A 17,227-nucleotide genomic window follows, 5' to 3' on the forward strand; every position below is an offset into this window, starting at 1 on the left:
TCTTTAGATAAAGATCGAAGGGCGTTTTAAGTGGGCATAATTGAACGAAATTGAATGATGAAAATACACCGTTCTTAACACAGCTACGTAGTAATAGAGTACCTATTTCTGCAAATAAAGCCTTCTTGCCTCGCGTGTAAAGCCTTATATATCAGCTGTTTATGAACAAAAATAAAATAAAATACCTCAGCTATGAGCCTGGCTTTAACACCCGGTAAACAGTAGCTACGCCAACACCAACTGCCTTAGCGATTTCCTCTTTTGTCATATTGCCTTGACTGTCTAATTCTCTAATACGATTGTGTTTCGTTGTATTAGGCTTCTTACCGGAGGGCTTATAGCCACTGTTAGCCAATCCCTGCTTGATACGCTCTCTACGCTTGTCGTTATCAAGCTTTGCCATCGTTGCTAATAAGTCGATCAGCATATGGTTAATCACTGTTAGGATCTCACCTGTCATGCCATTATTAACTGTATGCGTCGTTGGTAGATCAGCCACCACCAATCGCAAGCCTTTGTCTTTGATACGCTGCTTTAGAATTGCAAAATCATCTTGAGATAATCGGCTTAATCTATCCACGCTTTCAACCAGTAGAATATCGCCTTGCTCAGCGTCCTTTAGCAGCTTGGCTAATAATGGTCTATCGAGCTTTGTACCACTGAAATGCTCGACGTACTCAACATGGTTATCATCATAACTTGTACTGAAAGCCACCAAATCAGCCAATGCTCTGGTAGCGTCTTGATCCTTAGTGCTGGCTCTCACATAAATACGAACAGTCATAACCCACCTCTATTATTTAGACTTAATAATTAGTGCTCATTGATAATAACAAGATATTACTATCATTTAATAATATAAAAAAGTCTAATGATAGATAGATTATCATTTAAAGGTTTTATGTTTTGGGTATAGGCTAATGATAGGAAAAAAGCACAGCAGCCAGTCTTATAATTCAAAAGTCTGTTATAGATGGTTCCATGCTAACAGTCTGCTTTAAGTAGTCTGTTAATAGGTTTGAAAGGTAAAATAACTGGTTTCCTTGGGGTATACCCTACGATAACAGGAAATCCATCGCGGATGACAAAACCTGTTTAGCTTTTAAACAAGACGGGTTTGTCGATAGTATGTAAGATAAGTTGGAAAAGTAACTAGAGTGTAAGACTATTCATACTGGGTCTGAATCAAAGTTTTATTGTGATTAATTTCTGCTCAATATTATTCATTTGTCGCCATGATGAGTGATGGCGGCTTGTAATTTAGTTAGGAAAAATAATCTTGAGTAATAATATACGTTTGTATCATTTGTATCATTTGTAGCAGAGCTTGTTCTAGGCTTCTTTACTTACACTTTTCTGTAAGTTATTTTTTAGTAAATGATCGAATATAAATGGGCCAAAAGGTAAGAGTGAGCCGAGTACGCCCGCAGGTATTGCCCAAAGAGGCATTTTCATTTTGATAGCTGAGCCTATAAGTATTATGATATAGGTAATAAACAAAATACCGTGTGCCATACCGATGTATTTCACACCTTCTGGAATATCCAGCATATATTTTAGTGGCATGGCGATGAAGAGCAATAATAAGAAAGAGGTGCCTTCTAGGTAGCCTATAAGGGTAAGACTTTTTAACGCGGTCTCTTGTTTTTTTCTAAGGCTGTGAATTTTTTCAATAGTTGGCTGAGCCTGTGACACTATATTTTCCTTTTGTTATTATCAATAAAGAATTTATGGATTATTCAATGTCTCTATAATAATGGCTCTACGCAGAGCTTTTAAGTATTGGGTTTTAAGACCTAAAATGAGTGAGTACCTATACCAGTCATACATTACCTTCCAGTTCACATTTTATAAACATACTCAAGTATAAAAAGTATTTTTCCGTATAGAGTGACTACGACGCTAGTTCATTTTGTTTGTGATAATCGGCATCAATGTGCTTATTTATTACGCTTACTTTCTAAAAATATCATGTCAATTATAATCAATGCGACACCGACACAGACACCTATATCTGCAACATTGAAAATAGGATAATTCCAGACATCAGCATAATGCACATGGATAAAGTCAACCACTTTACCAATTCTTAAACGATCGATTAAGTTGCCAATCGCACCACCGAGCATTAAGGCTAACCCCATGGACAATAGCTTGGCTGCACGTGGCGCTTTGATTAAATAAACCGTTAAAAAGATAGCCATTACAAAAGCTAAGCCTGAGAAAAACCATTTCTGCCAACCGCCAGCGTCGGCTAAAAAGCTAAATGCTGCCCCATAGTTATAAGCGAGTGTCCAGTTGAGAAATGGTTCAATGACCGGTACGGGGTCATTGAACGCTAATTTGGTTTGGGCCAACCACTTAGTCCATTGATCAAGTATTAATACCATTATCGCCAACAAATACCAGATAAAAGCGCGACTGCCATTGGCAACCATTTTTGGCATTTTATTCAACTTACCTTTAGGTGTTATCGAGTTGCCTGAGGTTACGTACATAGCTTTAGGCGTATGATTCATGGTTTTAGAGTCAATTGATTGATGAGTACTACTCACAGCTATAGGTACTTTATTGTCAGCAATATTAGTACTAGCCGATTCAACGCTATTCAATTTAGTACTATCTAATCTGTCGGTAGATTCAGTCATAGTTGTTTTCTTTATCTGTGTTTATACAATGAACAATGTTAAACGTATATGTTTTTAGTATACGACTATTAATAGCGCCACTTTTAAAAACGGCTCCACTTACCGCTCTGGTATTATGAAACTTACGGTAATAATTTTTTATTAGGGAATCTGTTGATTGATTTCAATATTAACCTGAGTCTGTTCAGCACTAATCACTATCGGATTACCCGATAAGTCGCCTGACTCTGCTATGGCATTACCGCTATGACTAATACGAGCAACGACTGCTAACTGAGTTTTGTCACTACGAGCTGAATTTAACGTGCGATCTGGCATCATCGCATCAAGATTGCTTAAGCGGATACTGGCCTCACCTTGCTCAATAACACTAATGGGTAAACGTTTGGCGGCAAACGGTGGACCTCCTTTAACGTCACGTATCGCAACAAACAACACATCATCAGCTTTCACTAACGGTAATAAATTAGCGTTAATTTTCACTGTCACGTCAATACCTTCTAGCGCTTGCTTTTCTTGCGTGCTAACGTAGTTGCTTAACTCATCTAAGCTTGCTAAAGCTTTAGTATGATCACCTGGTTTGGCCACAATGCTGCCTTGTAAGCGTTTAATCCAACCTTGCGCTTGGGCAAAGTTACTACTACGAGTCTCACCCATTGCCATGAGCATTTGAGCCCGTTCATGCTGCGGATTCTTAGCTAATATAGCTTGTAATACACGGCGAATATTGGCGTCTAACTGACCTTCATTAACGAAAAAGCTAGTCTGAGCATAAGTGGTGGCGATTTCTTCATTTTCAGGAGCTAAACGATAGGCACGAGATAAGGCTTCCAGCGCAGAATCAGTTGCCTCCATAGATAAGAAAAGCTCGGATAGGCGCATCCAGCGATTAGGATCATCAGCATTACGATGAACATTGGTTTGCATGGCGCTAATCAGTTGACGACCATCTTCAAACGCCCATGATGGCGGCTTGTCAATTTTAGCTGTCAATAGGTCGTCAGCCACTTGTCCTACTTTGTCCTCAGCTGTCCACAAATCAAACACGGGCGTACGATTGCCTATTAGTAAATACGCCATTGCAGCCAATATTGGGATCCAAGCTGCGACAATTAAACGGCTTTTGACATCAGGGGTGACCATAGGTGTTATCTGACGCTGCGCATCTAATAGCTGACGCTCAAGCTCCAGCTTTTGATTTTGATAATGGCTATTATTAATAGTACCGCTGTCTTTATCTGTTTGTAGCTCAGCTAAACGTTCGCGAAATACTGCAACATTAATATCTAGCAGTTGATTGTCTATTGGTTTGGACTGCAAACGCGGTGCTCGTAGCCATGGCATAATAGCAATCAGCGCAAATATAAGAGCAATCAGCAAGCTTAGAGTTACAAATAAGCCAAAAGTAGAAAATAGAGTCATTTTTTGTCCTCTAGGCTAGTAATGTCGTGGTCGACACTCTCAGCTTGCGATAATAGACGATCAAGCTCAGCCTTTTCCGTAGAGGTCAAGGCAGCAGTACTGTTCACTGTGACGCCGCTTTGACCACGGGCAACAACTTGGCGACGCTTACTTTGCCAAAACCAACCAATAATTAAGACGAGCAATAATAGTGGTGGAAAAAACCATAGGATCCATGTTGATGGTCGCATAGGCGGCTTGTAGCTAATAAAGTCACCGTAGCGCTCTTGCATATAGACGCGTATTTCAGCATCACTACGTCTATCTTTAATTAAATCATAGACTTTTTGCTTTAGATCCTGTGCAATCGGTGCATCAGAGGCTGCAAGGTTTTGATTTTGGCATTTTGGGCAGCGAAACTCTTCTATTAATCCACGATACTGAGCTTCTTGCTGTGGTGAGTCAAAATCGTATACGTCAATAGCTGCGTTTGCCGTCATGTTAAGCAGACACGCTAGTATTAAGCTTGCTAGTTTTAAAACTATATTGGGTTTTAGTTGAGGAGCTCTTATTCGAATAACGTTCATTTGCACATCTCCTCAACCTGAATGAGATCAGGACTATCGTTGTTCTTATTAGCCTCATTAAGTACGGTCAGGCACGGCTTAACACGCTGTTGCCAATTGGCTTCATTAACCTCACCAACAATATGCTGACGAATGATGCCATCTCCATCCACAACAAAGGTTTCGGGCGCACCAGTTATGCCTAAGTCTAGAGCAAACTGACCCAATGAATCCTGAATAGACATAGAAAATGGATCACCGCCTCGGTTTAAGTAACTGAGCGCATTACCAATCTCATCCTTATAATTCACACCAACGATATCAACGCCGCGCTCTTCTAGTTGCATTAAAAACGGATGCTCAATAACGCAAGTTGGGCACCATGAGCCCCAAACATTAAGTAAAAACGGCTTATCCGGCAAATTATCATTGGTGATAGTACGGGTAGTATCTGCTAATAACGGCAGCTCAAAGGTAGGAACCGGACGCTCAAGAGCGGTATTGGTCACAATGTCTGTTGGTTTACCTAAGCGCATGTACAATATAACTACCAAACCAAAAAAGAGGATAAGCGGAATTAAGAACCATAGCTTCGTCTGCTTTTTTTTCATTGTCTTTGGGTTACGCTGCTTACTGTTTTGGCTATCTTTTTGCTCAGGAGTATTATTCGACATAGTCATTTATTTCTCCTTTAGTGTCGACATCGTCGATGCTGAGATTGCCTGTTCAATAGCTACCTCATTGACTCCATCAGTAGCCAGATCACCAGTAACTAGCAATGGAGCTTTAACTTTTTTGATGCGGTATCGTTTATCAAGCATGCTAATTAATCCACCTAGAGCCATGATAATTGCCCCTAACCAAATCCAGCGAATTAATGGTTTTACATAAATCCTTAATGCCCATTGGTTACTACCATCGGCAATAGGTTCGCCCAGTGCGACATAAACATCGCGCATAAGATTGGGGTCAATAGCGGCCTCAGTTGTTGGCATAGTGCTGATAATATACGTACGTTTTTCAGGATATAGCGTTGCCACTTCTTGGCCATTCTTAGTCACTACAACCTCAGCTTGCGTTGCATCAAAGTTACTCCCCTTTATTTCAAAAAATTCAGTTACTTCAAAATCGTAACCTTGAACATTGACTGTATCGCCAATACCCATTGCTACGTCACGCTCAATACTCAAGCTACTAGTAAAGGCTATGCCAATGACAGCAACCAATACGCCAATATGAGCAGTCTGTTGACCCCAATAGCTCAGACGCAGCTGACGCAGACCTTTAAAGAAATTAGGGGCGTTCTTGGTTTTGTCTCTAAAGTCAACGATCATCCATAGCAGTACCCAAAAGCTCACCGCTAAAGTCACGCCAATATTGAACATAGCAGATGGACTGGTAAAGTAGGCGATAATAGCAGCCAATACGATACTACTAGCGGCAATGGCGATACCCACCCCTAGTAACGGACGCTTATCTTGTTTCCAGCGAATATTAGAGCCCATACCCATAGCGATTAACAACAGCCATGTCAAAGGCACAAACAGCGCATTGAAGTATGGAGGCCCTACAGATACCTGACCGAGACTAAAGGCATCAGCGATAATAGGATAAAGTGTACCGAGCAATACCACGAGCGTTGCAATCAAGATAATAGCGTTATTAATGACTAAGAAAGACTCGCGCGAAACCAGCTGATACTGACTCTCAACCGTCAAACGCCAACCGCGAACGGCAAACATTAATAGACCACTACCGATGATAATGCCAAGAATAGCTAAGATGACCAAACCACGCGTCGGATCAGCGGCAAACGAATGCACTGAGGTAAGGACTCCAGAGCGTACCAGGAACGTGCCAAGCAAGCTTAAGGCAAAAGCGAAAATAGCCAGCATGATGGTCCATGCTTTAAACACCCCGCGCTTTTCAGTGACTGCTAATGAATGCAGCAATGCTAAGCCGACAAGCCAAGGCATAAACGAGGCGTTCTCTACCGGATCCCAAAACCACCAACCGCCCCAGCCAAGCTCGTAGTAGGCCCACCACGAGCCCAGTGCAATACCAATGGTCAAAAATCCCCAAGCCGCGAGCGCCCATGGACGTGACCAGCGTGTCCAAGCAGCATCTAAACGCCCTTCCCACAATGCCGCCATACAAAATGCAAAAGGCACTACCATACCCACATAGCCCATATATAACATGGGCGGATGAATAATCAGACCGAAATCTTGTAGGACAGGATTTAAATCAGCGCCATCGACCGCTAGATTGGGTAAGGTACGCTCAAACGGTGACGAGGTAAATATCAGCATTGTTAGCATCATTAACTGTACACCGGCCAAAATAACTAATACCCGCGCACGCATTGATAACGGCAAGCCGCGACTAAAGTATGATACCAGTGCACACCATGTGGCCATGATGGTCATCCATAGCAGCAAAGAGCCCTCGTGTCCGCCCCATGTCGCCGATAATTTATAGTACCAAGGCAACAGCGTATTGGAATGCTGCGCGACGTAACTGAGGCTAAAATCATTATAATAAAAACCTGCTATCAAAGCGCCAAATGACGTTATCATGGCGGCAAACTGTGCCCAAGCTAAGCTAGGGGCTAGTCGTTGCCAAGCAACTTGGTTACGAATAACACCAATAGTTGGCAGAATTACCTGCAATAACGCCAATACAAAAGCGGTAAGCAAGGCAAAATAGCCCAATTCTGTAATCAACATACGGTCTAACCTTATTTACTCTAATGCGGTTGCAGTTTACTGTAGCGGTGGAATTTTTATTATTAGAACCCACCCCCGAAATCTGCTGCTATCTCTAGTTTTTAATTGATTTCGAAGGGTTTTATTTAACTACTTTAGGCGGAGTTACCAGTGGAGGCGCGCCTTTAAAGCGCAGTAAACGTAACGCATTGAGAGTAACGAGCACTGTTGCTCCAGCATCAGCTAGAACCGCAATCCATAGTCCAGTAATGCCGAATACGGTCGTGATCAGAAAGACGCCTTTGAGACCTAAAGCGAAAATGACGTTCTGATGAATGTTGCGCATGGTGGCACGCGAAAGTGCAATCAGATGGGCCATGTCTGTAACACGACTTTTTAATAATGCGATATCGGCCGTCTCAATGGCCACATCGGTACCACCACCCATCGCGATGCCAACATCAGCGGTTGCTAGTGCTGGCGCATCGTTAATACCATCACCCACCATCGCTATTTTGCTGTTATTCTTCATCTCGTTAAGCAAGCGCAGTTTGTCCTCAGGCAACAGCTCAGCTTCCCATTCCACGTCTAAATTACTGGCAAGTGCTTGAGCGGTTAAGCGGTTGTCGCCTGTTAGCATGACGGAGCGCACACCCATCGCTTTAAGTTGAGCCACACCTTCATGAGCGTCGTCTCGTAACTCGTCTCTTAGTGCGACCAATCCAAGCACTTCTCGACTTTGCTCATCGAAAAGAACTGAGACGGTCTTGCCCTCATTTTGCAGCGCCTCGATTTGTGCCTGTTGCTCGGCTGAAATTGATGCCTCATCTGCGGCATAAACAGGCGAACCGATAGCTAGCGCGCGCCCAGCGATAGTTGCGTGTACCGCTTTACCCGCAGTAGCAGAAGCTTTAGAAGCCACAGGTATGACAACTTTGGCGGCTTTGGCATGACTGACAATAGCTTCAGCAAGCGGGTGACTAGAACCTGTCTCCACACTGGCAAAGAGCGCCAATACCTTATCTTTACCTTGAGAACCCTGATCCTGAGAATCCTGACCTTGAACACTTGAATACTCTTGTGTAATGTCAACAACATCGGTCACGCGTGGTTTACCTTCAGTTAAAGTGCCTGTCTTGTCAAAAGCGACTGTCTTCACTTGGCCGATGGTTTCTAAAGCACTACCGCCCTTGATCAGCAAGCCGCGGCGCGCACCGACCGCTAGACCAGAGGCGATAGCAGCTGGTGTTGAGAGCACAAGAGCACAAGGACAAGCGATCAATAATAAGGCTAGACCTCGATATAACCAAGTTGACCAATCTCCGCCCATGGTTAACGGTGGGACGATGATAATTAGGGCGGCAATAGCCATCACAGCCGGTGTATAGTAACGACTGAATTTCTCAATAAAACGGGCAGTGGGTGCTTTGGAAGCTTGCGCTTGCTCTACCAAATCAATAATGCGCGAAATAGTGTTATCGGCGGCTGTCTTTTCTACGCGCACTTGGAGCACACCATCGATGTTAATTGACCCTGCAAATACATTGTCACCCATCGTCTTGGCAACAGGAACAGACTCTCCCGTCACGGGCGAATCATCAAGGCTGGACGCACCTTGAACAATGGAACCATCAGCAGATACCCTATCTCCAGGACGCACCAGCACAAGGTCATTCACTTGTAGTGAAGTCGCTGGAACGTTACGCTGCCCACCTTGAGCATCAAGTAAAATCGCACTTTTCGGAACCAGCGATGATAAGGCTCTGATGCCAGCGCGAGCGCGATCAGCAGCGATACTCTCAAACAGTTCACCGATTGAGAACAAAAAGACAACCGCTGCGGCCTCTTCAGCTTCACCAATGATAAGTGCGCCAAGCACGGCGACGGACATCAGCGTTTCAATTGAAAAGAATGAACCTGTTTTAGCCAGTGCTAAGGCTTTGCGTGCAAATGGAAAAACGCCTACAATCACAGCGATGGCAAACACCCATATCCCATAAGCGGGGAACAGTAGTGACAGTGCATAAGCGCTGCCCATCAAAATACCGAGACCAACAACCTGTTTGCCTTTTTGAGTTTGCCACCACCGCTTATCCTGCGGAGCCATCTGATTGTCGCTGTCAATATCAATAGCCGATACAGTTTGTTGACCAGTATTGGCAGATATACCGAACCCTAGGCTTTTGATGGTTTTTTCAATATCACTAGCCTGAGTCGGCGCATCAGGGGCCAAGCTTAGCTCTAGCGTTTCTGTAGCAAAATTTAGCTCAACATCAGAAACCCCAGGCATACGTTTCAAAGCTGTTTCAATCTTGCCGATGCAACTGGCACAGTCCATACCTTCAATATGATATTTCATAATAATTTACCCTTTGAATAATGGTATTATGAACCCTCTAGTGGCTTTAGAGTCAAGGTTGTCTATCTACAGTTTTGTAAATTTAATTTCTCTAGCGCCAGTCTTTACAGCCACTTTAATTATTTAAATCATAGAGGTTATTATGACAATCAAAATTGGTGAGCTCGCTAAACGCACAGGTGCCACAGTGGAAACCATTCGCTATTACGAAAAGGAGCACTTATTACCTGAGCCTTCTCGCAGCGCAGGGAATTATCGTTTATATAATGAAGAGCACATTGAGCGTCTACAATTTATCCTACACTGCCGTACGCTTGACATGGCTCTAGACGAAGTACGAATCTTACTTGAGTTTTGGGAGGAACCTGATAAAGACTGTGGTGATGTGAGCTCCTTACTAGATAAGCAAATTTATGCTGTAGAAATACGAATGGAAGAACTGATGCACTTAAAGCAGCACTTGACTGTTTTGCGCCAGAAATGTGCAAGTAGTGCACCAGCGGTATCATGTGGGATATTAAAGGCTCTTGCCGATAATTCTTGTCATGAGTAATGATATTAGTAGTGTTCATTTCTGACTGATCAAATCATGAAAGGTTAAATACACCCTGATGTTAAGCACAAAAAAACCCAGCAATGATATTAAGATCACTACTGGGGTTGGAGGAAATAATAACTATGTTGTGCTGACTTATCAGGTCTTATTTATCATTCATAGCAAGGTAGATATTTCGATCTGATGCGGATGCGTCATCCACGTATTTTGAATCACGCCATGTGGTATAAGCATAGACACCACTGTATGGGCTGATGCTGTTCTGACGGAAATCAGAAATCCAGTTTTCGCCATCAAAGATTTGGATATGGCCATGTGGACGCTTTGATGAGCGATCATAGACAATAACATCACCTACTTGGGTTGGCATATCATTACTGATTTTGCTAAAACCTGCTTTATCAAGCGTGCCACGAGTGGCGTACTGATAGGCTGAAGGATTGGGGGTGAACTCATAACCTGCTGATTGTAGTGCTTTACGTACGTAACGGGCACAGTATCCAGAGCTACCAGATAGAGCCACTCGTGAAGCACGAGCAGCAGCGATAGCGGGGGCTGAATTGCTATCAGGAACTGTATTGACTTGCTGCTGTTGTTTTTCAGCGTATAAGCGGCTGTTTAATGATGAAAGCCGACTCTCTTTTTGCTTAGCCTGCGCACTTAGGTTGCTAATAGCTTGACTGATTTCGTCATTACTAGAAACATAAGCACCACTGCTAGTGCTATAGATGTTTTTTGATGAACCGTAGTTTGATGCCACAGAAGTATTGGTGATGGTATTATTTGTTTGAGAGATTGTGATAGCAGCACCACTCGTTTGTGCTATGCCCATACCCAGTACTGACAAAATCAATAAAGCCTGTTTCATAAATCTAATACCTACGGTTAATTCAAAATGGTCTGTTATCAACAACAGCGCAGTCAATTAAATTTCAACAACTCAAGTATATATACGTCATAGTGACTGATACTTCTGCTGCATATTATTCATATAAAAAATGATTATTGGCGATCACAGCATCATTGAAGTCTTACGAAGCTGTTGCAAATCAAGCTGCTGGCCAAAACACAAAGCCGACTTTAGCATAGGCTGTTTAGCCTGTCATCACCCTTAAAAACCCCAAAAATACTTTTTTGATGTTGAAAAAATTGCTAATATTCCACATTTTACAATGTAAGTTTGTGTAACATATACAGAATATAGCTGACTAAATTGACAACAATTTCTACTGTTTTATAAGCAAAAAAACGTCTGAGGGTTAAATCTAAATTACAGATTTAACCCTCAGACGTTTTTTTATTGGATGAAGTAATTACCCTATATAGGGTCTAACTAATTATTAAGATAATATAATAATTTATAATATTAATATAGATGTTAATTCCCTACTGGCTTATGTAATATTACGTAATTGTTTCGATACATCCTGTATATTCTTGTATTAACCCTTAATTATTTATCTATTTTAAGGGTTAATAACCGATAAATCCGCTTACATTGTCATCAAAAGTTACAAATTCAAAGTTGTTTTTGCTTTTAAAGTCGCAATAGCTAATGATTTTTTTGATGAAGAATCATTTTATAAGCAATAGAACAGTCTTATACCTGCCTCATTTACTTTTAACGCTAACACTATAATCAAAGTATTCTTAACTGCTAACACACTATAATTGCTGCTCTACCGATTCAATATCAGCATAAACTTGGGTCGTCCCGTCTTTATTGAGCTGCATAACCTGATAGGGCATGAATTTATTTTGATACTCCATACCTGGGCTACCAACAGGCATGCCAGGTACGGCAAGACCCATAGCTTGTACTGGCGGATTTTCTAAGAACTGCGCCATATACTTAGCAGGTACATGACCTTCAAAGACGTAATCATCAGTAGTGACTACAGTATGGCAAGAACGCATCTCAGTTGGAACGCTGTAGCGCTCTTTAAATACGGCTAAGTCCGCAACATCTTGCGCGGTTGCACTTAGACCATTATCTTCTGCATGACTTATCCATTCTTTACAGCAGCCGCAATTGGCATCTTTATAGACCGTAGCTGAGACGTTTTTTAGTAGGTCTGGTTTACTTACTGACCTTGTCATCATGTGAGCACTTTTAGCGTTTGGTTCATCTTCCTTTAAAGTGATAGCTGTTGCATTTTCGGTTGTTACTGATGTTGTGTTTGCATCAGATACGCCACTACTCGGTTGGCTACAAGCAAATAGTGATGAGGCGGCAAGTAACACCAGCGTACCACGCAACCCCTTAGACAGATGACGATTGAATATAAGACTGGATTTTATTTTTAAGGGGGTCATAGTGCTCTCTCATGTACTGTAGATATTGTGAGCTATAGAAGGTCAAGTAACACTTCATATCGTTTGGTAATGTAGCATAATAACCCATCAAACGGGGTACGTAAATTTATACATTGAGCAGTGCGGACTGGTATCATAAGCAGTTTTTATTTTGAAATGCTGCCTGTAGTATTAACGGGTCTATCTGAGTTTTGGATTTTGATTAAAAATTCAAGGCTCATAATTTTGGATAATTTGCGATGCACCTGTCTACTATTAGTCTACAAAAGCGTTTGAGTACTCACTTAAATCAATTACCGCTATGGCTTACGCTAGTAGCAGCATGGCTTGCAGGGGCTATTTTTTTATTTGCATTATCGCCTTATGGGTTCTGGCCGCTAGCAATAGTGTCACCAGCGATTTTATATGCGCTGTTGGTGCCAAATATGAGTGGTCGTCGCGCTTTTATTATCGGTGAAGCTTACGGTATGGGGCTATGGTGCGTCGGCGGCTTTTGGCTCTATACAGCTATCCATGATTATAGCGATACTCCAACGTGGCTCGCATTGATTATGATTGGATTGATGGGTCTCGGTATGGGACTGTTTCATGGATTTTTAGCACTAGCCTTTAACCGTATGGTAGGCAAACAACCCTTTTCATTTGCTGCTCTTTGGGTGCTACAAGAATGGTTAAAAACTTGGTTATTCACAGGCTTTCCGTGGCTGTTTGTTGGTTATGCGTTTACTGAAGAGTATTGGTTATCGTCCTTAGCACCCGTTGCTGGTGTTTTTGCCGTCTCTTTTGTTGCCATACTATTGGCTGCAAGTTTAGTAGAGCTACTGCTTCGGCGCAGTAGTTATGCCGTCGTTTCTGTACTGTTATTGGCCATTAGCACATCATTATGGCTGGTCAATCCGCAATGGACAAAACCTAAGGGCACACCTGATCTGTCAGTGTCATTGATTCAAGGTAATATTTCACAAGATATAAAGTGGCTGACTCAATATCAAGTAGAAACGCTAAAGATTTATGCGAAGTTAACGCGCACTGAGTGGGGACGTGATGTTGTGGTGTGGCCTGAATCATCTATTCCGATGTTTCAGGATGAGGCTGCGGGCTTTATTAGTGAAATGATAGAAATGGCTAATGCGACCAATACGACATGGATAACTGGTATCCCTTATAAGGATAAAGCGGCATTCAATGCCAGTACGGATAAGTATCCCCCATTTTACAATAGCGTGATTGCTCGAGGTGTAGAAGCGGAAGGCCTATACAAGAAGCAGCGTCTGGTGCCTTTTGGAGAGTATATTCCATTTGAAGGCGTGCTCGATATTTTCCCAAGTTTGGCCGGTAGTCAGGATATTAAGAGCTATAGTCGCGGTAGTGATCAGCAGTCACCGCTACAGGTGCGTGGACACAATATAGGGACGGCTATCTGTTATGAGGTAGCTTATCCAGATACCACGCGTAAAAATGCCATCGATACTGACTTTTTGTTGACGGTCTCTAACGATGCCTGGTTTGGCACTTCAGCAGGACCATTGCAACATTTGCAAATGGTACAAATGCGCGCGCTTGAGAACGGGCGCTGGTTTATTCGAGCGACCAATACTGGTGTTACCGCTATCATTAACCATAAAGGTCGTATTGTAGAACGCGCACCGCAGTTTGAGCGTACTGTACTACGTGGTGAGATACAGGCACGGGTTGGTAACACTCCCTTTATGCTTATGGGAAATTATCCTATCTTGATAATAATAACTCTGTTATTACTACTAAGCTATTTTGGCAAAGGTCTAACCACACTTAGAGGACGAGGGTAATAGTAAACTTAATTATAATAATTTAATCAGCGTAAGTTTTTTATTTTTTCTAGGTAACGTCCTAACGCACGTAAATATAAAAGTTTTAAACTATTGATCACATAAGAACTGATTGAAAAAATTATGTCGACATAAAGCACGCGCCTCATACTTAAAAAGAGATAGCTATATACGGTCTATCATCTTTTAGTTGATACTTTCATTTAATGCACGCGATTTTTGATTGTCATCTGCCTTAATACCAAATTCAATAGTTGCATGTTGTATATTCTGATGCGCCAAATCTTCCTTAATATTTTCTTTCATAATAAGAGTCTCTTCTAATGTCACATCGCTCTTCGGTACGATATGAACTGTCAGAGCATTCTCAGTGGTACTCAAGGCCCAGATGTGCAGATGATGAAAGTTTTGAATAAATTTATAGCTCTCTAAGATAGCAGTGATTTTACTGAGATCAACATTTTGAGGTACTCCGTCAATAGCAAGCTTGATACTCTCTTTTAGTAGACCCCAAGTCGATAACAGTATCACGACTGAAATAATCAAGCTAACTAGAGGATCAACGATATTCCAACTTGTATAGTAAATAATAATGCCCGAGATAACGACACCTACAGAGACCAATGCATCTACCATTAGATGCAAGAAAGCACCTTTAACATTAATATCGTCTTTTTGACCTTTGTAGAATGCAAAAGCAGAAACAGTATTTATAAATACACCTATTAGAGCTGTAATAATAATAACTTTTCCTGCAACTTCCGGTATGGTATCAAATCGACCCAAGGCCTCATACGCAATACCTATAACGATTGTAACTAACAATATGGCGTTAATAAGAGAAGCCATTATAGAAGCTTTTTTGTAGCCATAGGTATAAAGCGTAGTAGATGCTTTCTGTGCTAATTTCATTCCAATTAACGAGATTATTAAACTGGCAACATCACTTAAGTTGTGGCTAGCGTCTGCGATTAAAGCTAATGAATTAGTTGAGTAGCCCACTATGAACTCGATGAGCGTAAATGCAGAATTTAGACCAATTCCAATATAGAAAGCCTTATTCATATTTTTAGGGTTTGGAGCTTGGTGACTGTGGTTATCTGAATTACTCATAATTTACCCTTGTTTAGGTTGCTGCATTTTATTAAAGGTAGAAAATAATTTTATTGCATATCTTCTATATTGCACAGTCAATATTGCTCTAATACCGTAGACACACTTATTGTTATCAATAAACTGAGCCACAACTGGATTGTATGTCCTATCTCTCCTTGGGCGAAAAAAGCGGCTTTTACTGTAATCTAACTGGCTTACGTAAGCTTCTTATTTTCACGTTCAAGCTCTTTAGTATGTGTAGCTTAGTCTTGAATGTTGGTTAGTATGGTTTCATTAGTGCGCTTTTTATGACATGACCACAATGTTCCAAAAGTAGATTCTATTTTCAGTACTATAACTTGAATGGTTGACCACATAGAGGTGTAATCGTTTAATGCTTCAATCAGCATGCGAACGGCGCGTTTTTTAATCTCAGGAGTGTAGGTTTGTCTTTTCATTGTCGTATTCTCTCAGAAAGTTGAGTCTCCGACAATCTCGGGGCGGTTCAGAATAATGATGGGGCTAGAAGCCCCTTATATTTTGTGTAACTTAAATCGTTATTGAGTACGCTTTGATTAAGGGCAATATACCTTAGCACTGCTAACCGTTTTTGGTTCTATTATATGGTACTGATATAGGAAACAGTGCTTGTTTTGCCATGGGCATTTTTTTTGCAGCTTGCTTCTACGTCTGGCTTAAGAAAACAAGCATCTGATGATACTAGAAAGGTACACAGCGTTCGATGATATATATAGTTTTTTGAGTTTTTTATACATATCCTTTTTTTAGGTATAAAAAATCCGATTTTTTATATCTATCGTTCAACCAACTTTTCATCAATCATTTCAGTCAACAGCTCAGTAACCGTTTTTCGGCTTTCAAGCGCGTACCGTTTGAGCGCAATGTGTTTATCTTCATCTAGATTAAAATTCACGCGTACCGTCTTTTTGGGACTGTCCGTCACATCCGATAGAGCTAACTGATCCTTAACGTTCTTACTAGGGCGACCTGCTGATAAACTCATGACCTACTCCTCACCAAAAAATGTTTGAATCTCACTGACTAATGCAGTTATCTCTTGTATCGCATTGCTGTTAGGCGATTCGGTATCAAATACTGTTTTACCAAGGGCAGCACTGTTAGGATAAGCAACACGCTGTATAACTCTAGTTTCTAACACTGGAAGATTGTAATCCAGTAGTGCTGTCGCGACTTCCTTACCTATATTGGTGTTTTGAATAGCACGTGATACGACAAACGCCGCCTTTAGTTGACCATCCATCATCTCTATACGCTGCTGCACCAGATCAACCAAATCGCTGGTCGCCCAGATATCATAGGGGCTCGGCTGCACCGGAATCAATATAAAATCTGCGGCTTTAATAGCTGAAATGGCCAAACTAGTAGCTTGCGGCGATCCATCGATCACCACGTAATCTTTATCAGAAACGCTTTTTAAATCTTTATCAAGTGTTGGTCTATCAAGCCCGATCACTGGTACCGGATTGTCTTCATCAACCGCTCTCCAGTCACGCGCACTGCCCTGCTGGTCGCTATCCACCAACAAAACACTATGACCTTTTAGTTGTAAGCCACGAGCCAAATGCGTTGCGATGGTAGTCTTACCGCTACCACCCTTTTGATTTAATACCGCGATTACCTTCATAAATACAGATCCCTGTAGTATGTATTGAGTATATAAGTATATAAGTATATAAGTATATAAGTATATAAGTATATAAGTATATAAGTATATAAGTATATAAGTAT

Annotated in this window: 16 protein-coding genes; 2 read left to right on the forward strand and 14 right to left on the reverse strand. The window is 41.6% G+C overall.

Annotated features, from left to right (window positions below):
• Positions 1–190 precede the first annotated feature (190 nt).
• From HCZ91_RS12965 to HCZ91_RS13000, 8 genes are all read right to left on the reverse strand, one after another.
• Positions 191–784, reverse strand: coding sequence for a recombinase family protein (locus HCZ91_RS12965; RefSeq protein WP_011959997.1), 594 nt, complete (start codon positions 782–784; stop codon positions 191–193).
• A 548-nt stretch (positions 785–1,332) separates the two neighbouring features.
• Complete coding sequence (locus HCZ91_RS12970) at positions 1,333–1,695, reverse strand: DUF3817 domain-containing protein (protein WP_087813587.1); 363 nt, start codon at positions 1,693–1,695, stop codon at positions 1,333–1,335.
• Positions 1,696–1,940: 245 nt separating this feature from the next.
• Entirely contained in the window at positions 1,941–2,648 is a 708-nt protein-coding gene (gene lspA, locus HCZ91_RS12975) for a signal peptidase II (RefSeq protein WP_045448075.1), read from the reverse strand.
• A 141-nt stretch (positions 2,649–2,789) separates the two neighbouring features.
• Positions 2,790–4,070 carry a c-type cytochrome biogenesis protein CcmI gene (gene ccmI, locus HCZ91_RS12980; protein ID WP_045448072.1) on the reverse strand — a complete coding sequence of 427 codons (1,281 nt, stop codon included), beginning with the start codon at positions 4,068–4,070 and terminating at the stop codon, positions 2,790–2,792.
• Positions 4,067–4,636: a cytochrome c-type biogenesis protein gene (locus HCZ91_RS12985; protein WP_045448069.1), complete on the reverse strand. Its 570-nt coding sequence runs from the start codon at positions 4,634–4,636 to the stop codon at positions 4,067–4,069. The genes ccmI and HCZ91_RS12985 overlap by 4 nt, the downstream gene beginning before the upstream one ends.
• Positions 4,633–5,289, reverse strand: a complete 657-nt coding sequence (locus HCZ91_RS12990) for a DsbE family thiol:disulfide interchange protein (RefSeq protein ID WP_173240336.1) — start codon at positions 5,287–5,289, stop codon at positions 4,633–4,635. The genes HCZ91_RS12985 and HCZ91_RS12990 overlap by 4 nt, the downstream gene beginning before the upstream one ends.
• Before the next feature lie 6 nt (positions 5,290–5,295).
• A complete protein-coding gene (locus tag HCZ91_RS12995) occupies positions 5,296–7,344 on the reverse strand; it encodes a heme lyase CcmF/NrfE family subunit (protein ID WP_087813586.1) in 2,049 nt (682 codons plus the stop codon).
• A 121-nt stretch (positions 7,345–7,465) separates the two neighbouring features.
• Positions 7,466–9,682 carry a heavy metal translocating P-type ATPase gene (locus HCZ91_RS13000; RefSeq protein ID WP_011513680.1) on the reverse strand — a complete coding sequence of 739 codons (2,217 nt, stop codon included), beginning with the start codon at positions 9,680–9,682 and terminating at the stop codon, positions 7,466–7,468.
• A gap of 142 nt (positions 9,683–9,824) precedes the next feature.
• Between HCZ91_RS13000 and cadR the strand changes: the two genes are divergently transcribed.
• Positions 9,825–10,235 carry a Cd(II)/Pb(II)-responsive transcriptional regulator gene (gene cadR / locus HCZ91_RS13005; RefSeq protein WP_011513679.1) on the forward strand — a complete coding sequence of 137 codons (411 nt, stop codon included), beginning with the start codon at positions 9,825–9,827 and terminating at the stop codon, positions 10,233–10,235.
• A 148-nt stretch (positions 10,236–10,383) separates the two neighbouring features.
• Here cadR and HCZ91_RS13010 read toward each other — a convergent pair whose 3' ends face one another.
• Both HCZ91_RS13010 and HCZ91_RS13015 read right to left on the reverse strand, forming a co-directional pair.
• The gene (locus HCZ91_RS13010) at positions 10,384–11,106 is read right to left on the reverse strand and encodes a CHAP domain-containing protein (protein ID WP_011513678.1); all 723 of its coding nucleotides are present in this window, start codon (positions 11,104–11,106) and stop codon (positions 10,384–10,386) included.
• A gap of 797 nt (positions 11,107–11,903) precedes the next feature.
• Positions 11,904–12,554 carry a DUF411 domain-containing protein gene (locus HCZ91_RS13015; protein WP_011513677.1) on the reverse strand — a complete coding sequence of 217 codons (651 nt, stop codon included), beginning with the start codon at positions 12,552–12,554 and terminating at the stop codon, positions 11,904–11,906.
• 239 nt (positions 12,555–12,793) lie between these two features.
• Here HCZ91_RS13015 and lnt point away from each other — a divergent pair, with 239 nt between their 5' ends.
• Complete coding sequence (gene lnt, locus HCZ91_RS13020; protein WP_045448063.1) at positions 12,794–14,362, forward strand: apolipoprotein N-acyltransferase; 1,569 nt, start codon at positions 12,794–12,796, stop codon at positions 14,360–14,362.
• Positions 14,363–14,548: 186 nt separating this feature from the next.
• Here lnt and HCZ91_RS13025 read toward each other — a convergent pair whose 3' ends face one another.
• The 4 genes from HCZ91_RS13025 to parA form a co-directional block, all read right to left on the reverse strand.
• Positions 14,549–15,475, reverse strand: a complete 927-nt coding sequence (locus HCZ91_RS13025; RefSeq protein ID WP_087813585.1) for a cation diffusion facilitator family transporter — start codon at positions 15,473–15,475, stop codon at positions 14,549–14,551.
• A 245-nt stretch (positions 15,476–15,720) separates the two neighbouring features.
• Positions 15,721–15,915 (reverse strand): hypothetical protein, encoded by a 195-nt coding sequence (locus HCZ91_RS13030; protein WP_140412949.1) that lies wholly within the window; start codon positions 15,913–15,915, stop codon positions 15,721–15,723.
• A gap of 356 nt (positions 15,916–16,271) precedes the next feature.
• Positions 16,272–16,481, reverse strand: coding sequence for a plasmid partition protein ParG (locus tag HCZ91_RS13035; RefSeq protein WP_045448060.1), 210 nt, complete (start codon positions 16,479–16,481; stop codon positions 16,272–16,274).
• 3 nt (positions 16,482–16,484) lie between these two features.
• Positions 16,485–17,123 carry a ParA family partition ATPase gene (gene parA, locus HCZ91_RS13040; protein WP_045448057.1) on the reverse strand — a complete coding sequence of 213 codons (639 nt, stop codon included), beginning with the start codon at positions 17,121–17,123 and terminating at the stop codon, positions 16,485–16,487.
• Positions 17,124–17,227 lie beyond the last annotated feature (104 nt).

It is taken from the genome of Psychrobacter sp. BI730 (genome assembly GCF_013414195.1).
In the GTDB taxonomy this organism is placed as follows: Bacteria; Pseudomonadota; Gammaproteobacteria; order Pseudomonadales; family Moraxellaceae; genus Psychrobacter.